Annotated in this window: 21 protein-coding genes and 1 pseudogene; 11 read left to right on the top strand and 11 right to left on the bottom strand. The window is 33.2% G+C overall.

The window, feature by feature from the left end; all coding sequences use genetic code 11:
* Positions 1–39: 39 nt before the first annotated feature.
* From ACMT7R_RS08385 to ACMT7R_RS08375, 3 genes and pseudogenes are all read left to right on the top strand, one after another.
* Positions 40–733, top strand: a pseudogene (locus tag ACMT7R_RS08385) (MIP/aquaporin family protein).
* A 542-nt stretch (positions 734–1,275) separates the two neighbouring features.
* On the top strand, positions 1,276–1,545 hold the full coding sequence (locus ACMT7R_RS08380; RefSeq protein WP_415311171.1) for a hypothetical protein: 270 nt from the start codon (positions 1,276–1,278) through the stop codon (positions 1,543–1,545).
* 810 nt (positions 1,546–2,355) lie between these two features.
* A complete protein-coding gene (locus ACMT7R_RS08375; RefSeq protein ID WP_415311169.1) occupies positions 2,356–2,625 on the top strand; it encodes a hypothetical protein in 270 nt (89 codons plus the stop codon).
* A 118-nt stretch (positions 2,626–2,743) separates the two neighbouring features.
* Here the strand turns inward: ACMT7R_RS08375 and ACMT7R_RS08370 are convergent, their stop codons facing one another.
* Positions 2,744–2,959, bottom strand: a complete 216-nt coding sequence (locus tag ACMT7R_RS08370; protein WP_415311167.1) for a hypothetical protein — start codon at positions 2,957–2,959, stop codon at positions 2,744–2,746.
* A gap of 444 nt (positions 2,960–3,403) precedes the next feature.
* Here ACMT7R_RS08370 and ACMT7R_RS08365 point away from each other — a divergent pair, with 444 nt between their 5' ends.
* A complete protein-coding gene (locus ACMT7R_RS08365; protein ID WP_415311166.1) occupies positions 3,404–3,790 on the top strand; it encodes a hypothetical protein in 387 nt (128 codons plus the stop codon).
* Positions 3,791–4,034: 244 nt separating this feature from the next.
* On the opposite strand, the gene ACMT7R_RS08360 is transcribed toward ACMT7R_RS08365, so the two are convergent.
* Positions 4,035–4,700 carry a translation initiation factor IF-6 gene (locus ACMT7R_RS08360; protein ID WP_415311164.1) on the bottom strand — a complete coding sequence of 222 codons (666 nt, stop codon included), beginning with the start codon at positions 4,698–4,700 and terminating at the stop codon, positions 4,035–4,037.
* A 190-nt stretch (positions 4,701–4,890) separates the two neighbouring features.
* Here ACMT7R_RS08360 and ACMT7R_RS08355 point away from each other — a divergent pair, with 190 nt between their 5' ends.
* Positions 4,891–5,484 carry a hypothetical protein gene (locus ACMT7R_RS08355; RefSeq protein ID WP_415311162.1) on the top strand — a complete coding sequence of 198 codons (594 nt, stop codon included), beginning with the start codon at positions 4,891–4,893 and terminating at the stop codon, positions 5,482–5,484.
* Positions 5,485–5,506: 22 nt separating this feature from the next.
* On the opposite strand, the gene ACMT7R_RS08350 is transcribed toward ACMT7R_RS08355, so the two are convergent.
* The 3 genes from ACMT7R_RS08350 to leuC form a co-directional block, all read right to left on the bottom strand.
* Positions 5,507–5,854, bottom strand: coding sequence for a hypothetical protein (locus tag ACMT7R_RS08350; protein ID WP_415311160.1), 348 nt, complete (start codon positions 5,852–5,854; stop codon positions 5,507–5,509).
* A 135-nt stretch (positions 5,855–5,989) separates the two neighbouring features.
* Positions 5,990–6,592 carry a 3-isopropylmalate dehydratase small subunit gene (gene leuD, locus ACMT7R_RS08345; RefSeq protein ID WP_415311159.1) on the bottom strand — a complete coding sequence of 201 codons (603 nt, stop codon included), beginning with the start codon at positions 6,590–6,592 and terminating at the stop codon, positions 5,990–5,992.
* A gap of 50 nt (positions 6,593–6,642) precedes the next feature.
* Entirely contained in the window at positions 6,643–8,058 is a 1,416-nt protein-coding gene (gene leuC / locus ACMT7R_RS08340; protein ID WP_415311157.1) for a 3-isopropylmalate dehydratase large subunit, read from the bottom strand.
* A gap of 97 nt (positions 8,059–8,155) precedes the next feature.
* Between leuC and ACMT7R_RS08335 the strand changes: the two genes are divergently transcribed.
* Positions 8,156–8,818, top strand: coding sequence for a proteasome subunit beta (locus ACMT7R_RS08335; RefSeq protein ID WP_415311156.1), 663 nt, complete (start codon positions 8,156–8,158; stop codon positions 8,816–8,818).
* 23 nt (positions 8,819–8,841) lie between these two features.
* Here the strand turns inward: ACMT7R_RS08335 and ACMT7R_RS08330 are convergent, their stop codons facing one another.
* From ACMT7R_RS08330 to ACMT7R_RS08315, 4 genes are all read right to left on the bottom strand, one after another.
* Positions 8,842–10,440: a tRNA-ribosyltransferase family protein gene (locus ACMT7R_RS08330; RefSeq protein ID WP_415311155.1), complete on the bottom strand. Its 1,599-nt coding sequence runs from the start codon at positions 10,438–10,440 to the stop codon at positions 8,842–8,844.
* Positions 10,441–10,454: 14 nt separating this feature from the next.
* Complete coding sequence (locus ACMT7R_RS08325) at positions 10,455–10,868, bottom strand: Lsm family RNA-binding protein (RefSeq protein WP_148687820.1); 414 nt, start codon at positions 10,866–10,868, stop codon at positions 10,455–10,457.
* A 57-nt stretch (positions 10,869–10,925) separates the two neighbouring features.
* Positions 10,926–11,516: an adenylate kinase family protein gene (locus ACMT7R_RS08320; RefSeq protein WP_415311154.1), complete on the bottom strand. Its 591-nt coding sequence runs from the start codon at positions 11,514–11,516 to the stop codon at positions 10,926–10,928.
* A 75-nt stretch (positions 11,517–11,591) separates the two neighbouring features.
* On the bottom strand, positions 11,592–11,774 hold the full coding sequence (locus ACMT7R_RS08315; protein WP_415311152.1) for a hypothetical protein: 183 nt from the start codon (positions 11,772–11,774) through the stop codon (positions 11,592–11,594).
* A gap of 151 nt (positions 11,775–11,925) precedes the next feature.
* Between ACMT7R_RS08315 and ACMT7R_RS08310 the strand changes: the two genes are divergently transcribed.
* The 5 genes from ACMT7R_RS08310 (at position 11,926) to ACMT7R_RS08290 (ending at position 15,302) form a co-directional block, all read left to right on the top strand.
* Positions 11,926–12,471 carry a hypothetical protein gene (locus ACMT7R_RS08310; RefSeq protein ID WP_415311150.1) on the top strand — a complete coding sequence of 182 codons (546 nt, stop codon included), beginning with the start codon at positions 11,926–11,928 and terminating at the stop codon, positions 12,469–12,471.
* 71 nt (positions 12,472–12,542) lie between these two features.
* Complete coding sequence (locus ACMT7R_RS08305; RefSeq protein ID WP_415311148.1) at positions 12,543–12,977, top strand: hypothetical protein; 435 nt, start codon at positions 12,543–12,545, stop codon at positions 12,975–12,977.
* A gap of 606 nt (positions 12,978–13,583) precedes the next feature.
* Entirely contained in the window at positions 13,584–13,925 is a 342-nt protein-coding gene (locus ACMT7R_RS08300; RefSeq protein WP_415311146.1) for a hypothetical protein, read from the top strand.
* Positions 13,926–14,062: 137 nt separating this feature from the next.
* The gene (locus tag ACMT7R_RS08295; RefSeq protein WP_415311145.1) at positions 14,063–14,368 is read left to right on the top strand and encodes a hypothetical protein; all 306 of its coding nucleotides are present in this window, start codon (positions 14,063–14,065) and stop codon (positions 14,366–14,368) included.
* Positions 14,304–15,302, top strand: a complete 999-nt coding sequence (locus ACMT7R_RS08290; RefSeq protein ID WP_415311144.1) for a hypothetical protein — start codon at positions 14,304–14,306, stop codon at positions 15,300–15,302. Before ACMT7R_RS08295 ends, ACMT7R_RS08290 begins: the two co-directional genes overlap by 65 nt.
* A 282-nt stretch (positions 15,303–15,584) precedes the next feature.
* Here ACMT7R_RS08290 and radA read toward each other — a convergent pair whose 3' ends face one another.
* Both radA and ACMT7R_RS08280 read right to left on the bottom strand, forming a co-directional pair.
* Positions 15,585–16,700 (bottom strand): DNA repair and recombination protein RadA, encoded by a 1,116-nt coding sequence (radA, locus tag ACMT7R_RS08285; protein ID WP_415311143.1) that lies wholly within the window; start codon positions 16,698–16,700, stop codon positions 15,585–15,587.
* 74 nt (positions 16,701–16,774) lie between these two features.
* Positions 16,775–17,623: a hypothetical protein gene (locus ACMT7R_RS08280; RefSeq protein WP_415311141.1), complete on the bottom strand. Its 849-nt coding sequence runs from the start codon at positions 17,621–17,623 to the stop codon at positions 16,775–16,777.
* Positions 17,624–17,643: the final 20 nt, after the last annotated feature.

Genomic DNA, 17,643 nt, shown 5'->3' with positions numbered 1-17,643 from the left:
GTTGGTTAAAGCGATACTCATGTAATTAGAGAATATAGCATGTCAAAGGAATCTTCTTTTGAATCTGTAGTTGGCAAACTGACTGTTAATCAAAAGAGGTTTATCGCTGAACTTATAGGAACTTTTATTGTTGTAGTTTTAGCCACATGTTCAGTAGTCATTGATGCAAAGTTAGGTGGTGTTTTAGGTTTACCATTTATTGCATTTGCTCCTTTTGTGGGTGTTGCCATAGGTGTATATCTTTTTGGAAAAATCTCTATGGCTCATTTTAATCCTGCTGTATCTTTTGGGTTTTTGATAACAAAGCACATTACAAGAAAACTATTTGTTTTGTACCTTTTCGCGGAGCTCGTTGGTGCTTTCCTAGCAAGTCTTTTTGTAAGCGTTGTAATAGGTAATGAGGCTAATCTAGGAGCTAATGCGCCTAATTATTCATATCCTTTACCGTTAATATTTGGAATAGAAGTTTTAGCTTCAGCACTTTTGATGGCTGTAATATTGACTGTCGTTTATACAAAAGGTTTGAAAGGATTTGGGGGAATAGTGATTGGAGGTATTGTTGGATTAGACATTTTGTTTTTGGCATCTATATCTGGAGCATCAATGAATCCTGCACGTTCATTGGCTCCAGCCTTAGTTTCAGGAGTATTGGACAGATCTATGGTTGTACTGGACCGCTACATTTGTGGGTACGTCAGTGATTGCATTAATCTGTAGAAAAAAGTTTGAATGAATATAATGAGATGACTATTAAATATCAGGGTTTGTTAAATTAATTCTGCAATATTTTTATGATGTTCTAATTCTTCACAGGAAACCCAGTTTCTAAAATACAAAAATAGATCATATGAGTTGGCGCTCGAACCTTGTAACTCTACTTATGGATTATGCAAAGAATACTGATAATTCGGCCATTGCAGCATATTAAAATGGCTGATGATGATGATTATTATTTTTTGATTAATGGATATCAAGTATTGGTTTCTAGACCAAGTAAACAGTAGACAATTACAAGAAACAAGTTCACAAAATTCCAAAACATGTAAGAAATGAACAAATTATAAAGTATTCATTTACAGATGTAATATCCATACTCAATAATGAAATATCAGAGTTACCATGAATTGTCATTGCAATGAAATAAATGTTTTATTAAACAAGAGACGTAAGCTTTACACAATAGGATATATAGAGGCAAATTGTAGTTCTAATCAAAATATCACTTTTAAGAGCCGATACCGGTATCTTTTTATAGTATAATTCACATCTCAATCCATGAACGTTAGTTATATCCTAGGCGCCTTGATTTTAATATCTATTATACAAGTTGCACATGCACAAAGTCTAACAGATTCCATACAAAATGCTGTAAACAATAATATTGAGAACACTTTTGAATCGATAGGTCAAGCCTCTAATAATAGTAACAATTCTGCTCCTGTAAATGGCAATGGCTCTCAGTCCACTACTACCACTACTACAACTACTTCAGGACCTGGAAATTCAAATTCTACTACTACGACAATGAAAACAAATAGTCAATAGCATAGGTGGCGTCCATTTCTCTATTTGTTATTATATTTTGAATGTTTGAAACCATGAAAGATACCTGAGAATTGTAATCATACATACATGTATTATCACATAAATTGAAACCAACATACAACTTTTAGTAAAGAAATTACCAGATAATATACTATATTGTACTTTTAATCGATCTAACGAATCAGATTATCACCCTTAACTATATAGAATCATTTAAAATATATTGACAATCATTAATAGAAATTTGTTTCCATAATTGGTAGAATGAAAATTATTGTCATTCCTAATTTGTTGTTTCAGTGCATCAAGTTAGAAGAACTAGTGAATTCTCATAGATCTGATGAAAGATATGGAAAACACAATATTGATTGTATAAAATGCGGCTTTAGAATGGATGAATACATAGTTGGCAATCTCAAATGCTTTAAATGTGGTTCGGAGCTAGATTAGAAAAGCTTTTTGTGGATATTTCCACTCAATTAAATCTCTATATCAGTTAATCATAGGATATAATAGTATTCATCAAAACCGTGTTACTAAGCTTGTAATCATCGCGCTGAAGCCGTATATTTGATATCTAGGAATCAACTAAATTACAGGCTTGATGATGACAAAAATTTAATTTTAATCTTCATATGTTTTTTTGATTAATTTGAAATTGGTACCAAATATGGTTATAATTCCTTTCAGAACATCAACATATAAACAAATAGAAATATTGATCTTGGTATCATCATGTTCTACGAGATCTATATTGAAATAAAATAATAAGTATAGTTTAGATATAAATTTAACGACAAAATGAGAAAAATGATTGACGGATTACGTTTAAAAGCATCAGAAATTCTGAATGAAACTTTTATAGATATCCATGGGCATGAGATAAGATTTGAAAAGACTGGCAAGTTTGAATATACGTCAGTTTATAACATTAACTGCAATAGAAAATATGTTATAGATTTAACACCATTAACTGTTACGGTAAAGGAAATCGAAATTCCTAGAGATGAAGTAGTGTATAGTGATACCTACCATTCAAATTTAGAAATAGATCGTCAATCATCTAGTATTTATAGATAATAAAATCTTTTTTTAACTGTTTATTATGCCCAAAGTTAATGACTTACCCAGCCAAAGAAATGACTAGTGAAATCTGAAGAGTCAGCTTTTAGTAGTTGAAATTGTTTTTGGTATGATTTTATGGATGGATAAATTCTATTGCTATTAGTTTGTTAGTGTTACTAAGTGTTATCCTTTCAACTAACTTCTCCAAGTTACTGTCGTTGTCAAAATATTCGGTATCTTTGACTGCGACAAATTGATTCTTATAGTATTTTTTAAAAGTTTCATAGTTTGAATTAATATATTTATAACTGTCTTTTAATCTAGTTAGCTCATCCGTGTTACAATTCATGATATCTTGAGGATTCATGTTTAGTGTACTTGTGTAGTTCTAATAGTCATTTTGTATATAGTCTAAGTGAATGTCAGTGTAATATTAGGATCACAATCTTTCATATTTGTTAGTGTAATGCCATTATGCAACAACTTTAAAGCGATCAAATAAATCCGATTCATTTTGATAATAGCCGACGATTAATATTTTCTACTCCACTCTATCAGGTATTGACAAAAACAATTCCAACCTATGTATTGTTCCTAATTATTCGCGAAAATTCCAGTAGGTTCCAGGATTTCTAACAGAGTCGATATTAAGAAAATTTGTTTCTCATTTTTAGCGATAATTTTAATATGCAAAGTGTAATTATCGTTTATTGTCTATAACTGTCTGTCAATTTCGGGATAAATGAAATGACAATAATTAAGATATTTATTATGAACATAAGATACAGTTATCATGATAAGCAATAGTAATAGTACCAAAAGGTCAACAGATTCAAAAACCAAAAAAGATAACAAAGATGATGCTTCTGGTTCTACAAAGAATACCAAAAAGGCTTCACCAATAGAGTCAACAGCTTCAAAATCAACTGCAAATCTAACAGCTTCCACTGCACCTAAAACCAATAATTCAAAAACCAAAAAAGATAACAAAGATGATGCTTCTGGTTCTACAAAGAATAAAGGTGATAGCATCTTGCCTCTGAAGCTAGATAAGCTAAAGAAAGATGACAAAGATAATGAGCAACTATCCTATTATGAGAAACAAGTTCTAAAAGAATTGAAAGGGATTAGAAAGGCTTCAAAAAATATTCTCAAAACTATAAAAAAATTCAACCCTTAGAAAAATAATTGAAGGAGAATATTACCAAATTTTCTCTTTATTTCTCAAATTACAACTTTACTGCAATACAATACGAATGAAAAGAAAGTATATGTTATTTGTTACTTATATGATAGTCGATCAGTATGAGGTTATCACATTCTTATTAAATAGTCACGTGATTAAAACACGCAAAAGATTTTTGGATATAAATCTTGATATTCTTGAGACTAAATTGAACTATAGTATTTGAAATCTATATAACCTACATTTTAAAGGCTCGACTAAGCATTATCAATTCTGGTCCTGTTGTTAAACTCCCTACAATCAGAGATTTTGAATTCCAAACTATTCCCGATGATAAATACGGAATTCCACCATTTATGGTTAAAGGTTCGACCTCCACTTTTAGTACAGATGAGATAATTTTAATTTCTTCTTCTGTAGCCTTGGGATGTACGGCAGCACCGGTATTTGTAGCTACAATTATTGAGCCAGTTTGATTAAAATCGGCTACTGACATAGTATGAGCTTCAACTCCTAAAACATCACCGATCTGCTTATCAAGCTCATTTTTAAACAATGGAGACACTATTGCCCCATTATCATTAGCTGAAATAAGATTGCCTACAGCAGTGTATTTCGAATCAAGCTTCGCTACATTTAATCCTGTAATGCTTTTTAGATAAATGAGTTCATCATCTGATGCTGTAGAGGGGAGTATCATCCCAGTATTATTTAAAACCACCATAGGACCTATTATCCTGTTTCCTGCTATAGAAACGAAAAGAGGTTCTGATTCCAGGATTTCTGTAATTTTTTTCAGCTTTGTTTCAGCATACCCATGGGGAAGTAGTACCAACTTGTCGTTAGATTTAGCAAAAATACCCACATTAGGACTTTTATACAAGTCATATCGGAAAATACCCAAATAACTTAGAACAGGAGTAGATTATCATATGAACCTATTGATTATGATAATATAAGAAATATCCAGTAGAAACGTAATAAAATACTAATTATAATAGAATAATAGTTGTATTATGCAGATGCTAGGGAAAGCCAATTTAGCGATTATTATTTTCTTTCCTTGTTTTCTAATTATTCTCATGTTTGTCAATATGATTGAAAATCCAAATTCAGAAAGTACTAAGATTGATTTTTCCTTTATTTACTTTAACAATTCTGCATTTGCTCAAGAAACAGTTTCGCAAGAAACAGGTTGGATCAATTACACCAGCAATAATAGCGATGGAAGTAACCTAAATACCAAAATTCCCACTGGATGGCAAATCATAGAAGATAAAACAAGGCAAGTTAATCAGACTACTAATAATATTGTATTTCTTTCCCCAAAAGAAAATCCTAGTGATTTATTTCAAGAAAATATCGTCCTAAGTGTTCAGAGACCTACAAATAATATATCCATGGAAGATGGTGTTGATACACAAGATATTGTGGAAAAATTAGGAAATCAATACGACAATTTTAGGTTTGAAAACATGTCTTCCATAATTTTAGATAATTCCAAGATTTCGGCTGAGAGTATAGTATACAGCTTTGCCGACGCCGGGTTGTTATTTAAAACTAAACAAGTATTTTTGACCACTAACAGTGGTATTTACATATTTTCACTTCTAGCAGAACAAGACCAATATGACAAATATGTTATTGTCTTTGATAGGGTGCTCAAGAATATCAAATTGACAAACTAATAAAACAGAAGATTATTACCGGTTAGTTGGTTAACCGGTCTAAACCAGTGTAAATTTGCGTATCTATAATATTAGTAAAGCTTGCAGTTAGGACATCAGACATTTCAGCATTAATAGAAGAGGAAGTTGCTGCGTTGGCAATAGTAGGGGGGATGGTAGTAGAAGAAGAGAAGGAAGAGGAGGTCGAAGGTGAGGACCAAACAAACGTATCTACTGAATGTGCATAGTTTGACTTTGAAATTGAATACACATTTTTGGGATCAACAATTTGAGCGGATGAAAATGTTGTTTGTGACGTAACCAAGCTTCCGGTAACTAGAACAGCTGTTAGGACAAAAAATACATACAAATTTAGTGTAACTATTTTCATATCTTAAAAGCAGTATTTTATATCTTATAAGAAACTCTTCAATTGGTATAATAGTAAATTTAATTAGGTTTCAGCCTTAAATTTTCGTCATGCAAATATTATCATATTATTTATGATAACAATTTACCTAAATGTTTATAATATTGTATTAGGCTGAACGGTAAGATTCTTTTTGTCTTCATACTTTTTAATACGGCTTTCTAACTGCAGAGTCTTTGATATTTCATCAATTCCACTTTCCAATGAATTTTTAATAGTTGGATCTATTTCAAACGAATAGATGGTCGAATTTATCCTTATTTGTTGTTGAGCTAAATCTATTTCAAAGTCATCGTCTGTCTTGGTAGAAAAAAAATCGTCAATCGTATTTTTATCCAATTTGATAACCAAGACCCCATTTTTAGTGCAATTATTATAAAAAATATCCGCAAAAGAAACTCCAATAACAACTTTGAACCCGTAATCTTTAAGAGCCCAAACGGCATGCTCTCTCGAGCTGCCTATTCCAAAATTTTCACGTGTCAAAAGTATTTGTCTTCCCTTAAACTTTGGTAAATTTAATACAAAATTCTCTGTTGGATTTCCATTCTCATCATAACGCCAATTAAAAAATAAATATTGGCCATATCCTGTTTTGCCCAAAAGTTTCAAGAATTGTTTAGGAATAATCTGATCGGTATCGATATTAGCTATATCCAGTGGCACAACTTTACTAGCAAGATTTCTAAATGGTTCCATCAAAATACACCTCTACTTTACTCTGTATATCCTTTACAAATAAGATTGAGCTAAACCCACTCCCTTACATCAACAAATTTACCAGCTATTGCCGCTGCTGCGGCCATTATTGGACTGACAAGATGAGTCCGACCGCCAGTTCCTTGACGCCCCTCAAAATTTCTATTAGAAGTGCTAGCGCATCTTTCTCCTGCTTTAAGTATATCAGGATTCATTCCTAAACACATACTACATCCAGGTTCTCTCCACTCAAAACCAGCATTGGTAAATATCTTATCCAATCCCAATTTTTCTGCGGCATGTTTTACTTGCTGAGATCCAGGAACGACCATAGCTTTAACACTATCTGATACCTTTTTTCCCTTCACAGCCTCTGATGCTTCCATCAAATCCTCTAGTCTTGCATTAGTGCATGAACCAATGAATACTCTATCAATTGAAATATCTGTAATTGGTATTCCAGGTTCTAAATCCATATATTTGAGAGCTTTAATAGCAGATTTCTTTTCCTCATCGTTTCCTTTAGAATACTCGTCTGGAGTAGGAATGACCGAATCGACATCAACAGTCATTGCAGGATTAATACCCCAAGTAACTTGTGGAGCAAGATTATCTATATTGATAGAAAAGGTTCTATCATATTTTGCTCCGTTGTCTGATCTCAGACCTTTCCAATCATGTATCATGCGTTCAAATGATTCATTCCGGGGTGAAAAGATCCTACCTCTTAAATAATTAAAGGTAGTATCGTCCGGTGCAACAAGACCCGCTCTGGCTCCTCCCTCAATAGACATGTTACAAATGGTCATGCGTTTTTCCATAGAAAGAGAGGAAATATAATCTCCCTTGTATTCAATCACTGAGCCCGAACCACCAGATGTACCTATTTGTCTAATTATGTTTAAGATCACATCCTTTGAAGAGATATTACTATTATTTTTTAAACCACCATTCAAAACAATCTCAAAATTCTTGGATTTTTTCATCCACAAACATTGGGTGGCCAACACATGTTCGACTTCGCTGGTTCCTATACCAAAAGCCAAAGATCCAAATGCTCCATGAGTTGAAGTATGACTATCTCCACACACAATCGTACTACCGGGAAGTGTCAATCCTAATTCCGGACCAATCACATGAACTATACCCTGATACTTGTCATTCATATCAAAAAGGGATATACCGAATTCTTTGCAATTATTTTCCAATGCTTTTATCTGCAATGAAGAAATTTGATCTACAATTGGCAAAGATCTGTCTGTGGTAGGAACGTTATGATCTACCGTAGCGAAAGTAAGATCGGGTCTTCTCACTTTCCTATTGTTAATACGAAGGCCATCAAAAGCCTGCGGTGAAGTTACCTCATGTATGTAATGTCTATCAATGTATAAAAGAGACAAATCATTATTTTCATCAGAGTATACTACATGATCATCCCAGATCTTATCATACAAAGTTTGAGCCAAATATAAAATATATAACAACAAAAGAGATATAATAATTATTTTGTAATTGAATGTGAATTGACAATGCTTAAATGTAGTCTTTTAGAAGTTGATATAAATGCACATTAATGATGATCGATATCCTCAACAAATTTTAGATCAAATTAAGAAGGGAACTACTACTTGTGCTCTAACATGTAATGATGGTGTAGTATTAGCTGCTGATACTCGAGCAAGTGCAGGACTATTTATTGCAGACAGACATGTAATGAAAATACAAAAGGTCGATAATCACTTAGGTATGACAATAGCAGGTGGTGTTGCAGATGCTCAAAATCTCGTCGATACAATGAGATATAATTCAAATATTTACAGGTTATCCAAGAGGGAGCCAATTCCAGTTAGCTCTGCTGCAAGACTTTGTTCTAATATTCTATTTAATCAAAGATATTTTCCATTTTATGTTCAAATCATCATGGGCGGATTTGATTTTCGCCAACAAAAAGGACAAATCTATAACATTGATCTATTTGGTTCTATGACAACGGAAAAGTTTATTTCTACAGGAAGTGGTTCTCCTGTGGCCTATGGTTATCTAGAATCTGAATACAAAGAAGGGATGAGCGTAAATGAGGCCTACAAGGTAGCAATCCAGGCCATCGCTGCAGCTATTAGAAGAAATGCTGGAACCGGTGATAGCATAAATGCCGTGATAATAGATAAGGAAGGATACAAGGAGTTGTCAAAAGAAGTCAAAGATAGCGTCGGCGCTAAATTCTAACAAAATCAATTTAATTTTTGTAATTATTTTAAATTAAAACCTCTAAAATCTTCGATTTTGACCTCAGTTTCTTCTACGGTCTTTATATAAGGAATTAACCCCTTCATGAACTTGTTTGCTATTATATGAATCGACCTGAATTTATCATTTTTTTTCAAGAACGAATTAATCAATTTTAAGAATTGAGGATAATCTCTAGGAGAGTACTCGTCAAAGTTTTTTATAAAAATGTTATGAGAAGCCGGATAAATGTCTGAAATCTCAACTGGAATCAGGCCAAAGAATGGATTGTACAGACAAATGGAGGCATCAGGATAAGAGTTGGAAAGTTTTTTTAATATGGAGGAGGAATAAAACGGTCTTATTCCTTGATCAGGATAAAGCAATAGAGAATCAGTGTTTGGCGGTGATCTATAATTATTTATCAACATTTTTCTAAAATTCACTAATTCGGGTCTGAATTGATCTAAGGGTTCAAACAAGTAAATCGCTTTATGCTTGAATATAGGAGTATTTTGTTGAATATAATCAAAGTTTTTCATGGTATGAATTGCATCCATCAATTTTGGATGAGATCGTGCTTTTTGTAGTATATATTCCCACAAACGACCATCATAAATGGCCTGTTTTACCGCAGCCATTTCTTGTTTTAGAATAAACAAATTGTGTTTGGCAAGATTAATGGTTCGACTATTAGTTTCTTCATCGTTTAATTCTTTAACTGTAAAATGAGAACAAACCGGACAGCAGCATGGCAAATATGAAAGATCTTCCAGTCTCAATGTTCCTGAAGAGCTCATGTATCTATTGGCTTTTGCATACAAAATATATGATGCAGAATCAAATGTATCACAACCCAATGCAACTGCAAGTGGTATTGTAAGAGGATGGCCTGCACCGAATAAATGAATAGGTTTGTTTGGAATGGAGGATTTGGTAGCTTCTATTAGTTGAGCCAATATTGAAAATTCATAAGCTTCCATAAGTTCGACAGGACTACCTATTGCGAAAAATGAAAATCCCTTCTTATCTAAAATAGAGGAAGAATATCTTACCAGATCAAAGTGTTCTGCACCCTGAATTGTTCCTGTCCATAACTCTCCCTTTGAAGATAACGAATTATCAACATCAAGTCCATTATTGTTATCGTCATAATTTGTGCCAGCTCCGTTGTTGCTTTTTATTACTTTTATGGTTTCATCAATATTTGAAATCGTTTCTTCCACATAAGACTTGGCTGTATTGTAAGGTAAGCCATATCCGGTGGGTTTATCCAAGGGAACAGGTATGTCACTTCCAATATCGAGCTCAAATTGAGCCATTGTGGATGGTGTAACATTTACTTTACCATACTCAAGAACTTGATAGCCTCCCGAATCCGTCATTATGGGCCCATCATAATTAACGATTCTATGGATTCCCTGTTTTTGGGCTTTTTCACCATAATATTTGAAAGTTATATACGCATTTGTGATTATGCATTCAAATCCAAGTGATTTTAAAAAACTAGGACTTAATTGCTGTTTTACGGGGTGAATTACTGGTATAAATGCCGGTGTTTCAAAAGAACCATGGGGTGTAGTCAGTTTACCAATTCGGGCAGCTAGGTCAGTACATTTCACCTCAAATACCAAGATTAGTTCTTTGACTCCCTAAGGAATTCATCATAAATAGCCTTGACACGTGTTGCAGAGAGGCCAGAACCTTCTTCGATTCCAGACTCGGTGACTTTAATTTTATCCATTACAATGATGGCACCGACGTCCTCACGAATCTTAACTAATCCAGGGAAAACCCTCGATAATCTTTCGGATAGAGCTTTTAAATCAAAAGGTCGTTCTAAAAGTTTTACCTCTTTTACGAATTGACCATTGATCATTAGTTTTTGAATCTGCTGAGAATCAACATTATCTAATATCAAATCAAATTTTTCATTAAAACCAGTCAAAATGCCTGAATAAGTTTTATTGTCAGAAGTTTCAATTGAAACTTTTTTTCCTAGAAATTGTACACTTTCTTCAGCAAACTTTCTTGAAATTAAAGCAGCCATAATCCAAGAGGATAAGTATCTTAAGGTATATATATATGAAATCAGTTAAAAAGAGGTTTATTTTATGTATTTTAGCATTTCTGGATCGCTTTGAATCAAGGATAGCCAATCAATAAACCCAAAGGACCTCGATTTTGGATTCAAGTACATGTTGAATATGCAGTGAGCTACGGATGAAGGTATCAAGTTATTGGAGTTCTCCAATTCGGAGAGCTTTGAGAACTCAAAATTTTTAGAGGCGTCGTATGACAATATACCTAAAATTTCGGCATTGATGTTATCTCTAGTTTTGGATTCTGAATAACTTCTCTCATGATAAATTTTTTTTAGTTCATACGGCGACCTTCTTAATACCACTACAAAATCAACTAAATCAGGAGTGATAACATAGGGTGCTAGATGACCTACTATAATTGAATCTTGAAATTTGTCTTCAGACAGTAAAAATGTCAAAAATTCATATGACTTTTGAATGTCTACCTCATTATCATTATTACTATCGTTTTTTTTTGAAGAAGCAGTTAATAGATTTTCAGACAAAATAATCCTGTTTATATCTAAAATAGGTATATTTCCCATTACAATTGATAGCGATTCAGCAATTGTATGTTTGCCTACACCGGGCGTACCAGTAATTACTACTTTCAAAATCTCATTTTCTCATCTTAATAGTCACTAGTTGATACAGTTAGTTAGTTAGTTAGTTAGTAAGCAAAAGCCAATTTAAGAATAATCGTTAAAGAAGTTATTGATATAATCGGTTAGATCATCTCTTAACTTGATCACCTTTGTTCTTTTGTCTCCATCAAGATTCGTATGAAGTAACGCATCCAAACCTTCGACTAAGTATTGGATATTAGAGAAAGTTAGCAGAGTTTTTTGATTGCCTTCGGTATTTTCTACCACGACGATAATGATGTTTTGGAATTGTTAAAGTTTATGGTATATGTAAGTTCATCCATCAATTGCAATCATCATTCCCAACATATACATCTGGATTTATCATATAGAAAAATCTTGTCAAACTTTAATATATTGAAAAATGGGAAATTCAATCATGATAAAAAATATTGGGATTATTTTTTCAGGACTATTGATACTCTTATTATTATCAAACATTCATTATAATTCAAGTGTTCAAGTATTAGCACAGAACAATACTTTGACTACGAATAATAATAATAATACAGAGACAGCTGTTTCTCCTAGTGCTACTACCCCTCCTACTACTACTAATACTGATGCTGATGCCACTACCTCTGCATCTAGCATCTCAAAACTTGCAGGAGGTATAAAGATAAATTCACCCGACAAAGGTGACTTGGTTCCCCTTAATTCAAACAAGTCACTAGTAATCTATGGAGTCTCAAAGGATACTGCTTCAACTGACTGTGATGTGACAATTATTGTGAATAACGTAAAGCCCTATCAAAATGTCCAACCTACAGGAATACAAGGAAATAACGATTATTCAACATGGCAATATACACTCTCAAGTAATTATACCAGTATCAATGAAGGAAATAACAAGATAACTTCAAAGATATACTGTGCACAGCTGGTAATAATACTGGTACTGGTAATGGTACTACTGGTAGTGTAGCATTACCCCCTCAACCCTCACAGGCATATTATTCTGTAAATATTACTGCTAGTAACTTTACTCAAGCACAATTGACAAACTATGAACTGATGTTAGAGTCTGCTTCTAACTCAACCAATGGTAATAGCACACTAGCATCAAATGCTATTCAGCCAGTTGCTCAAATTCAACAATTTAATCAAGATACAGGAAGTGGACCAGTATGTTGCACTACAGTAGGGGGTACTATTCCCGGTCAAACAGCAGGAACTACTACTCCAACAACAGCAGCATTAGCAGATGATACTTCTGAAGTAGCCACTGAAGAGGAAGAGGAAGTTGAAGAAGAGACCACAGAAGAGGAAGACAACAATAGAAATGATGATGAACAGGAAGAGGAGAGTAATAACAACGATAACGAAGATAATAATAACGACAATGACAACAACGACAGCAGTCGCGACATAATGGATGAAGTTGAAGATACAATGAGAGAAAGTGGAATAGACTTTAGTTTTGGCGATTAATAGGGTAGTCGTCAACCTATTAATCAAAGAATTTATCATGAAATGTAATATAATGCATTACGAACTCAATTTTACTCTTAAATAATTTTATTAGAAAACTTTCCAGACTTTGAACCAAAAAGATTAAAGAAACAAACAATCCGAATGGTTTCATCCTCCATGGAGAGATTGCCAAATTTTAGACGTAGTATGATATCAACATATTTCAACCGATTTTTCATTCGCAAAAAGATTACAAACATTCATCTTGACAAAATCCACAACATTATAAGGTCCTACGCAAGAGGTAAGACCTTATACGCACAACGTATCTGACTAAGGAATACTGTGTATTATATATTGTATTGAACATCTTAAAAAAGATTTTGAAATTTAAATATTGTTTGAACTCACTATAACTCTTTACATATTTTTCATCGGACTCCTGAATTTTAGTATGGTAATCACGCGCAACCAGGAATAGCTCTAGAATATGACGGAAATGACGATAGAAATGACGGAAATGACGAAATCTATTATGCTTTGCGAAATGCTATAGAGCTATCATGCTTAGCAAATATCTAGAAGAACAAATTATTCTAAATCATGTATTGGGATGTACAAGAGATGAAATTACAAGAGGTCACCAATGCTGCCGCTGGTTCGGTTTCTAACAAAATTAATGAATGGAAGAAAAGAACTCAAATTCCAGATATCGATGAAATACGCCAAATAACCACACTAATAAGAAAATCAGGTGTAGATGTCAGACAATGTGCCAAAGGGTTTAGAATTTTACAATCATTAAAGAAATTTGATATAGTTAAGGAAAATGAGGCTGTTGACTCTGATATAGACGATTTATCTTTCTTTATTAATGAAATATATCTAAAATGCAAAGAATATGGCATTGGTCCAAATATCATAACCGCTTGGATTACAGATTTGTTAAATTTCACTAGTCAATAATTACCAGTATTTATATAAAGGAAATAGCCAAAACATCGTCAGGTACTTCTTCAGAAATAGTTAATCAGATTGACAAAAATAATTTAATACCTTCTGTATCTTTAGTTTCTGATTTTATAGAAGTAAAGAAAAGGGATTTGGAACAATTACTTCAAACCGAGAGGAATACAAGAAATACGATAAGAAAACATGAAGAACAAATAAAGGAACTAGAAGATGAAGTGGCATCCCTGAAGCAAGAAAAAGAGTCCATACTCGTATTCCATGAAACATTTACACACCTTGAAAATATATTGAAAAATGATTGTCACATCGATTTAAGAAAAGATTTAGAACCATTCACTAAAGTATTCTATGACTTTAAGGAAAAGGAATACAATGTTACAAGTATTGTTCATCTATACGAGAAAGCTTCAAAGATTAGAATGGGATATCAAGACTAACGAAAATCAAATTCAAGCACTTAACAATCAATTATCAGAGCTGCATCAAAACATTAGATCAAGTCAGTCGATATTAGATAAGCACAGAATGAAGTTGGACTTGTATCAGCAACTTGATGTCATGAAATTTGGAATAAATGAACTTAAGCAATTATGGTTAACAGTTTCAGAAATTAGACATCTCGGGGATTCTCTAAAGGATTTTGATAGGAGTGAAAATCCTGTTGCTTTTTTCATAAAGGATGTAGAAAATAATTATTATGACAAGCTCAAATTTGAAGACAGGGTAAACGAAAAAAGAGAAGAACTAGACACGTTGAATTTCCAAGTAAAAGTAGGTAGACAGAACCTTTTATCCCAACCGTGGATAGCATCCACACTATTGTCTCTCTTTAAAAGGGGTATAACTGAGCAAGATATAGTTGAAATGAGTCGCATATTTAATGAAAGTCGAACTATGTCGGATCTTCTATCCGACGATTCAAGAAATGAAAATGTCCAGTCTGATGCAAGTAGCAATAAAGATACAAAGGGATGGAAAAAACTAAGAGAAGAATTAAAGAATTATGGAGGATTAAAGGCAGCCATCAATGAACGAAATAATCAATTACATCAGATTGAAAGAGAACATTCTAGTTTAGTTTTCCAGACACAAACATTAGGATTGATTTGTCAAAATATATTCAACTTCATCAATATTATGAATGCTTCAATTAGCCAGTATCGTCATTGCAAAGAAGTTATTGACACATATTTCAAAGAGATGGAGGCATATAGATGCAAAAATAATTTGATTCTAATCCCCATTGTTGTCCTGCTTACTATTGATCCTAAAGAAGACAGTAATAAACGAAAAACAACCCTCAACGAGTCTAATAAGGAGTACGAGCATGCTGCTGATGTCGACAACCACAAGGAGAGAGAAAATATTTGACACGTCATTTATCATATATCCTCTAGCTTCTGGTACTTTGATATACACATCCAATGGAATGTAAAAACTTAATGGATACGATCTGACTTTGATCTAAAAAATAATAATTATTAATCGTCTGAAAATTTTAAGATTTTAAAATGATTGGATTGAATTGGAATGGAATTGACAGCAAGATTGACGGATTGACAGATAATACGTCACTAATTTAATTTAATTTAATTATCAAGAGCTAAATTGTGCTAATAAAAACAAAAAAATTTTGTTGGTGATGGGATATTTTTATTTTCCTCTTTTTGAACTCGTTTCTTCTTCCAGGTCATCCACACCCTTTTCAGTCACCGTAAATTTAGTATCTGAGTAGGGATGATAAGGAGAATCGATCATCTTGGCAGTTCTATTTTCACCTGATTTTCTAAGATATATTCTATATGTCGAGGCATGCCCTAGGACATTTCCTCCAGCGGCTTTTGTAGGATCTCCAAAAAATGTATCTGGTGAAGATTGAACCTGATTTGTTATGACAACAGATATGTTATATATTTCAGCCAATCGAATTATTTTATGTAGCATTCCATTCAGTCGTTGTTGTCTATCAGCAAGGGTACCTCTTCCTGCAAATTCTGCCCTATGTAATGATATAATACTATCTATGATAACTAGCCTTGCTTTGAAATCATTAATGTATTTTCCAAGATCCTTAACGATTAATTCAAGGTGAGAGCTATTGTATACTTTACAAACAGCAATGCTTTTTAAAACACTTGCTGGATCAAGTCCTCTCGAGATTGCTATTTGATCAATTCTTTCAGGTCTAAATGTTCCTTCAGTATCGATATAAATTGAGCCACTTCCAAATCCTCCGTTCTCAACAGGCTGGCTTGCTGTAACACAAAGTGTATGACAAATTTGAGATTTTCCAGATCCAAACTCACCATAAAATTCAGTAACAGCCTGGGTCTCTATACCTCCAAGCAAAAGCTTATCCAAAGCTTTTGATCCGGTCGTACAACGCAGCATAGATTTCCTTTTTTCAAGTGCTACATCTGCCGTAACAAATTCTTTATCTAAAAGGTTGGAGTCACGCAACAATTGTTGGGCTGCTATAATAAATGCGGCTGCACTCTCTTTTGAAGAATTGATCTCTACAGACAGTTCTTCAGAAGATGCAACTGCAAGATCCATTACTGTTAATATACCTGCATCTCTCAATTTTTTGGCAGTAGTAGGTCCGATACCCGGAATATCTTGAATATCTAAATCATCAATCATCGTAGGGATAGGCCTTGAATCGAGATTGTCTTCGACTGCTGTTGCCTCAATTTCATGGCTTTCGCTAGAAAGGGCATTCATGACGTCTTCATCTTTTATCCTTTCACTATTCTTTTTTTCTCCCATATTCTACCATAACAACTTTCAGATATATTAAATAATTGGACTACTATAGTAATACTTTACATAGTAACTATATTTCAAATTTCATCGTCATTTTCTTCGTCAAATATCAATAGTTCATCGTTTTTGAAATTCCTAAAGGAATCTGTAATCCCTAATAATTTATTATTGTAAAATACATTAGACACCACTTCTTCCTTGATATCTATGGCAATAGTATTTATTTTAAAGAGTTGAATTGTCATTGGTAAGTCTTTCTGAAATAACTCATTATCGATCTTAATGTCTGCAAACCCGTTTATGGTAGTACTAGAAAATTGGTCGAATGTTATAGAAGAACCATCTGCATTTCGAAAATCCAGGATGTCAATAAAGTGTTTATCAATTCCGTTTACAGGAAGTAGTTTAAAATTGGCTTGAAAATCGGTGACCAATCCTTTAGATACATTAAGAACCCAAGTTCCAGAGACAAGCTTAGGGTAAGGATAAAACAAATCGGTCTGAACAGTCTGATTTTGGGAACTGCTCAGGTTATCCCTCCGCTGCTGTTGTTGTTGTTGTTGTTGAGACAATAATTCAGATATATTTTTGGTCAAATAGTTTGGATCTGGAGTTAATACGGTGGACAACAATCCTTTAGTAAAAAAGGTATTAGAATTATTGATTAGAGGAAGATTATTGCTTTCAGAAGATATAAATGGATCTGGATTAACTGAGAGAAATAGATCATCATATACTTGTCCATAGGCTATTTCGAAGAATCTTTCGTTAGGTAAAAATAATTCAAAATGAGGTATATAGATAGCTAAAGAAAAAGGTACATACGTGACTGCGACTGCAACTGCAATCACCAAAGCAACGATAAAGGTAGCGATAAAGGTCGATAAAACAAACAAAAAAGAAGGGGAGAAATATCGATTACCCAAATTTAGTATTTAAATAAATC

Origin of the sequence: Candidatus Nitrosocosmicus sp. FF01 (assembly GCF_047711275.1) — an archaeon.
Lineage (GTDB): Archaea > Thermoproteota > Nitrososphaeria > Nitrososphaerales > Nitrososphaeraceae > Nitrosocosmicus.
This window is presented reverse-complemented; position numbering and strand designations above follow the sequence as displayed.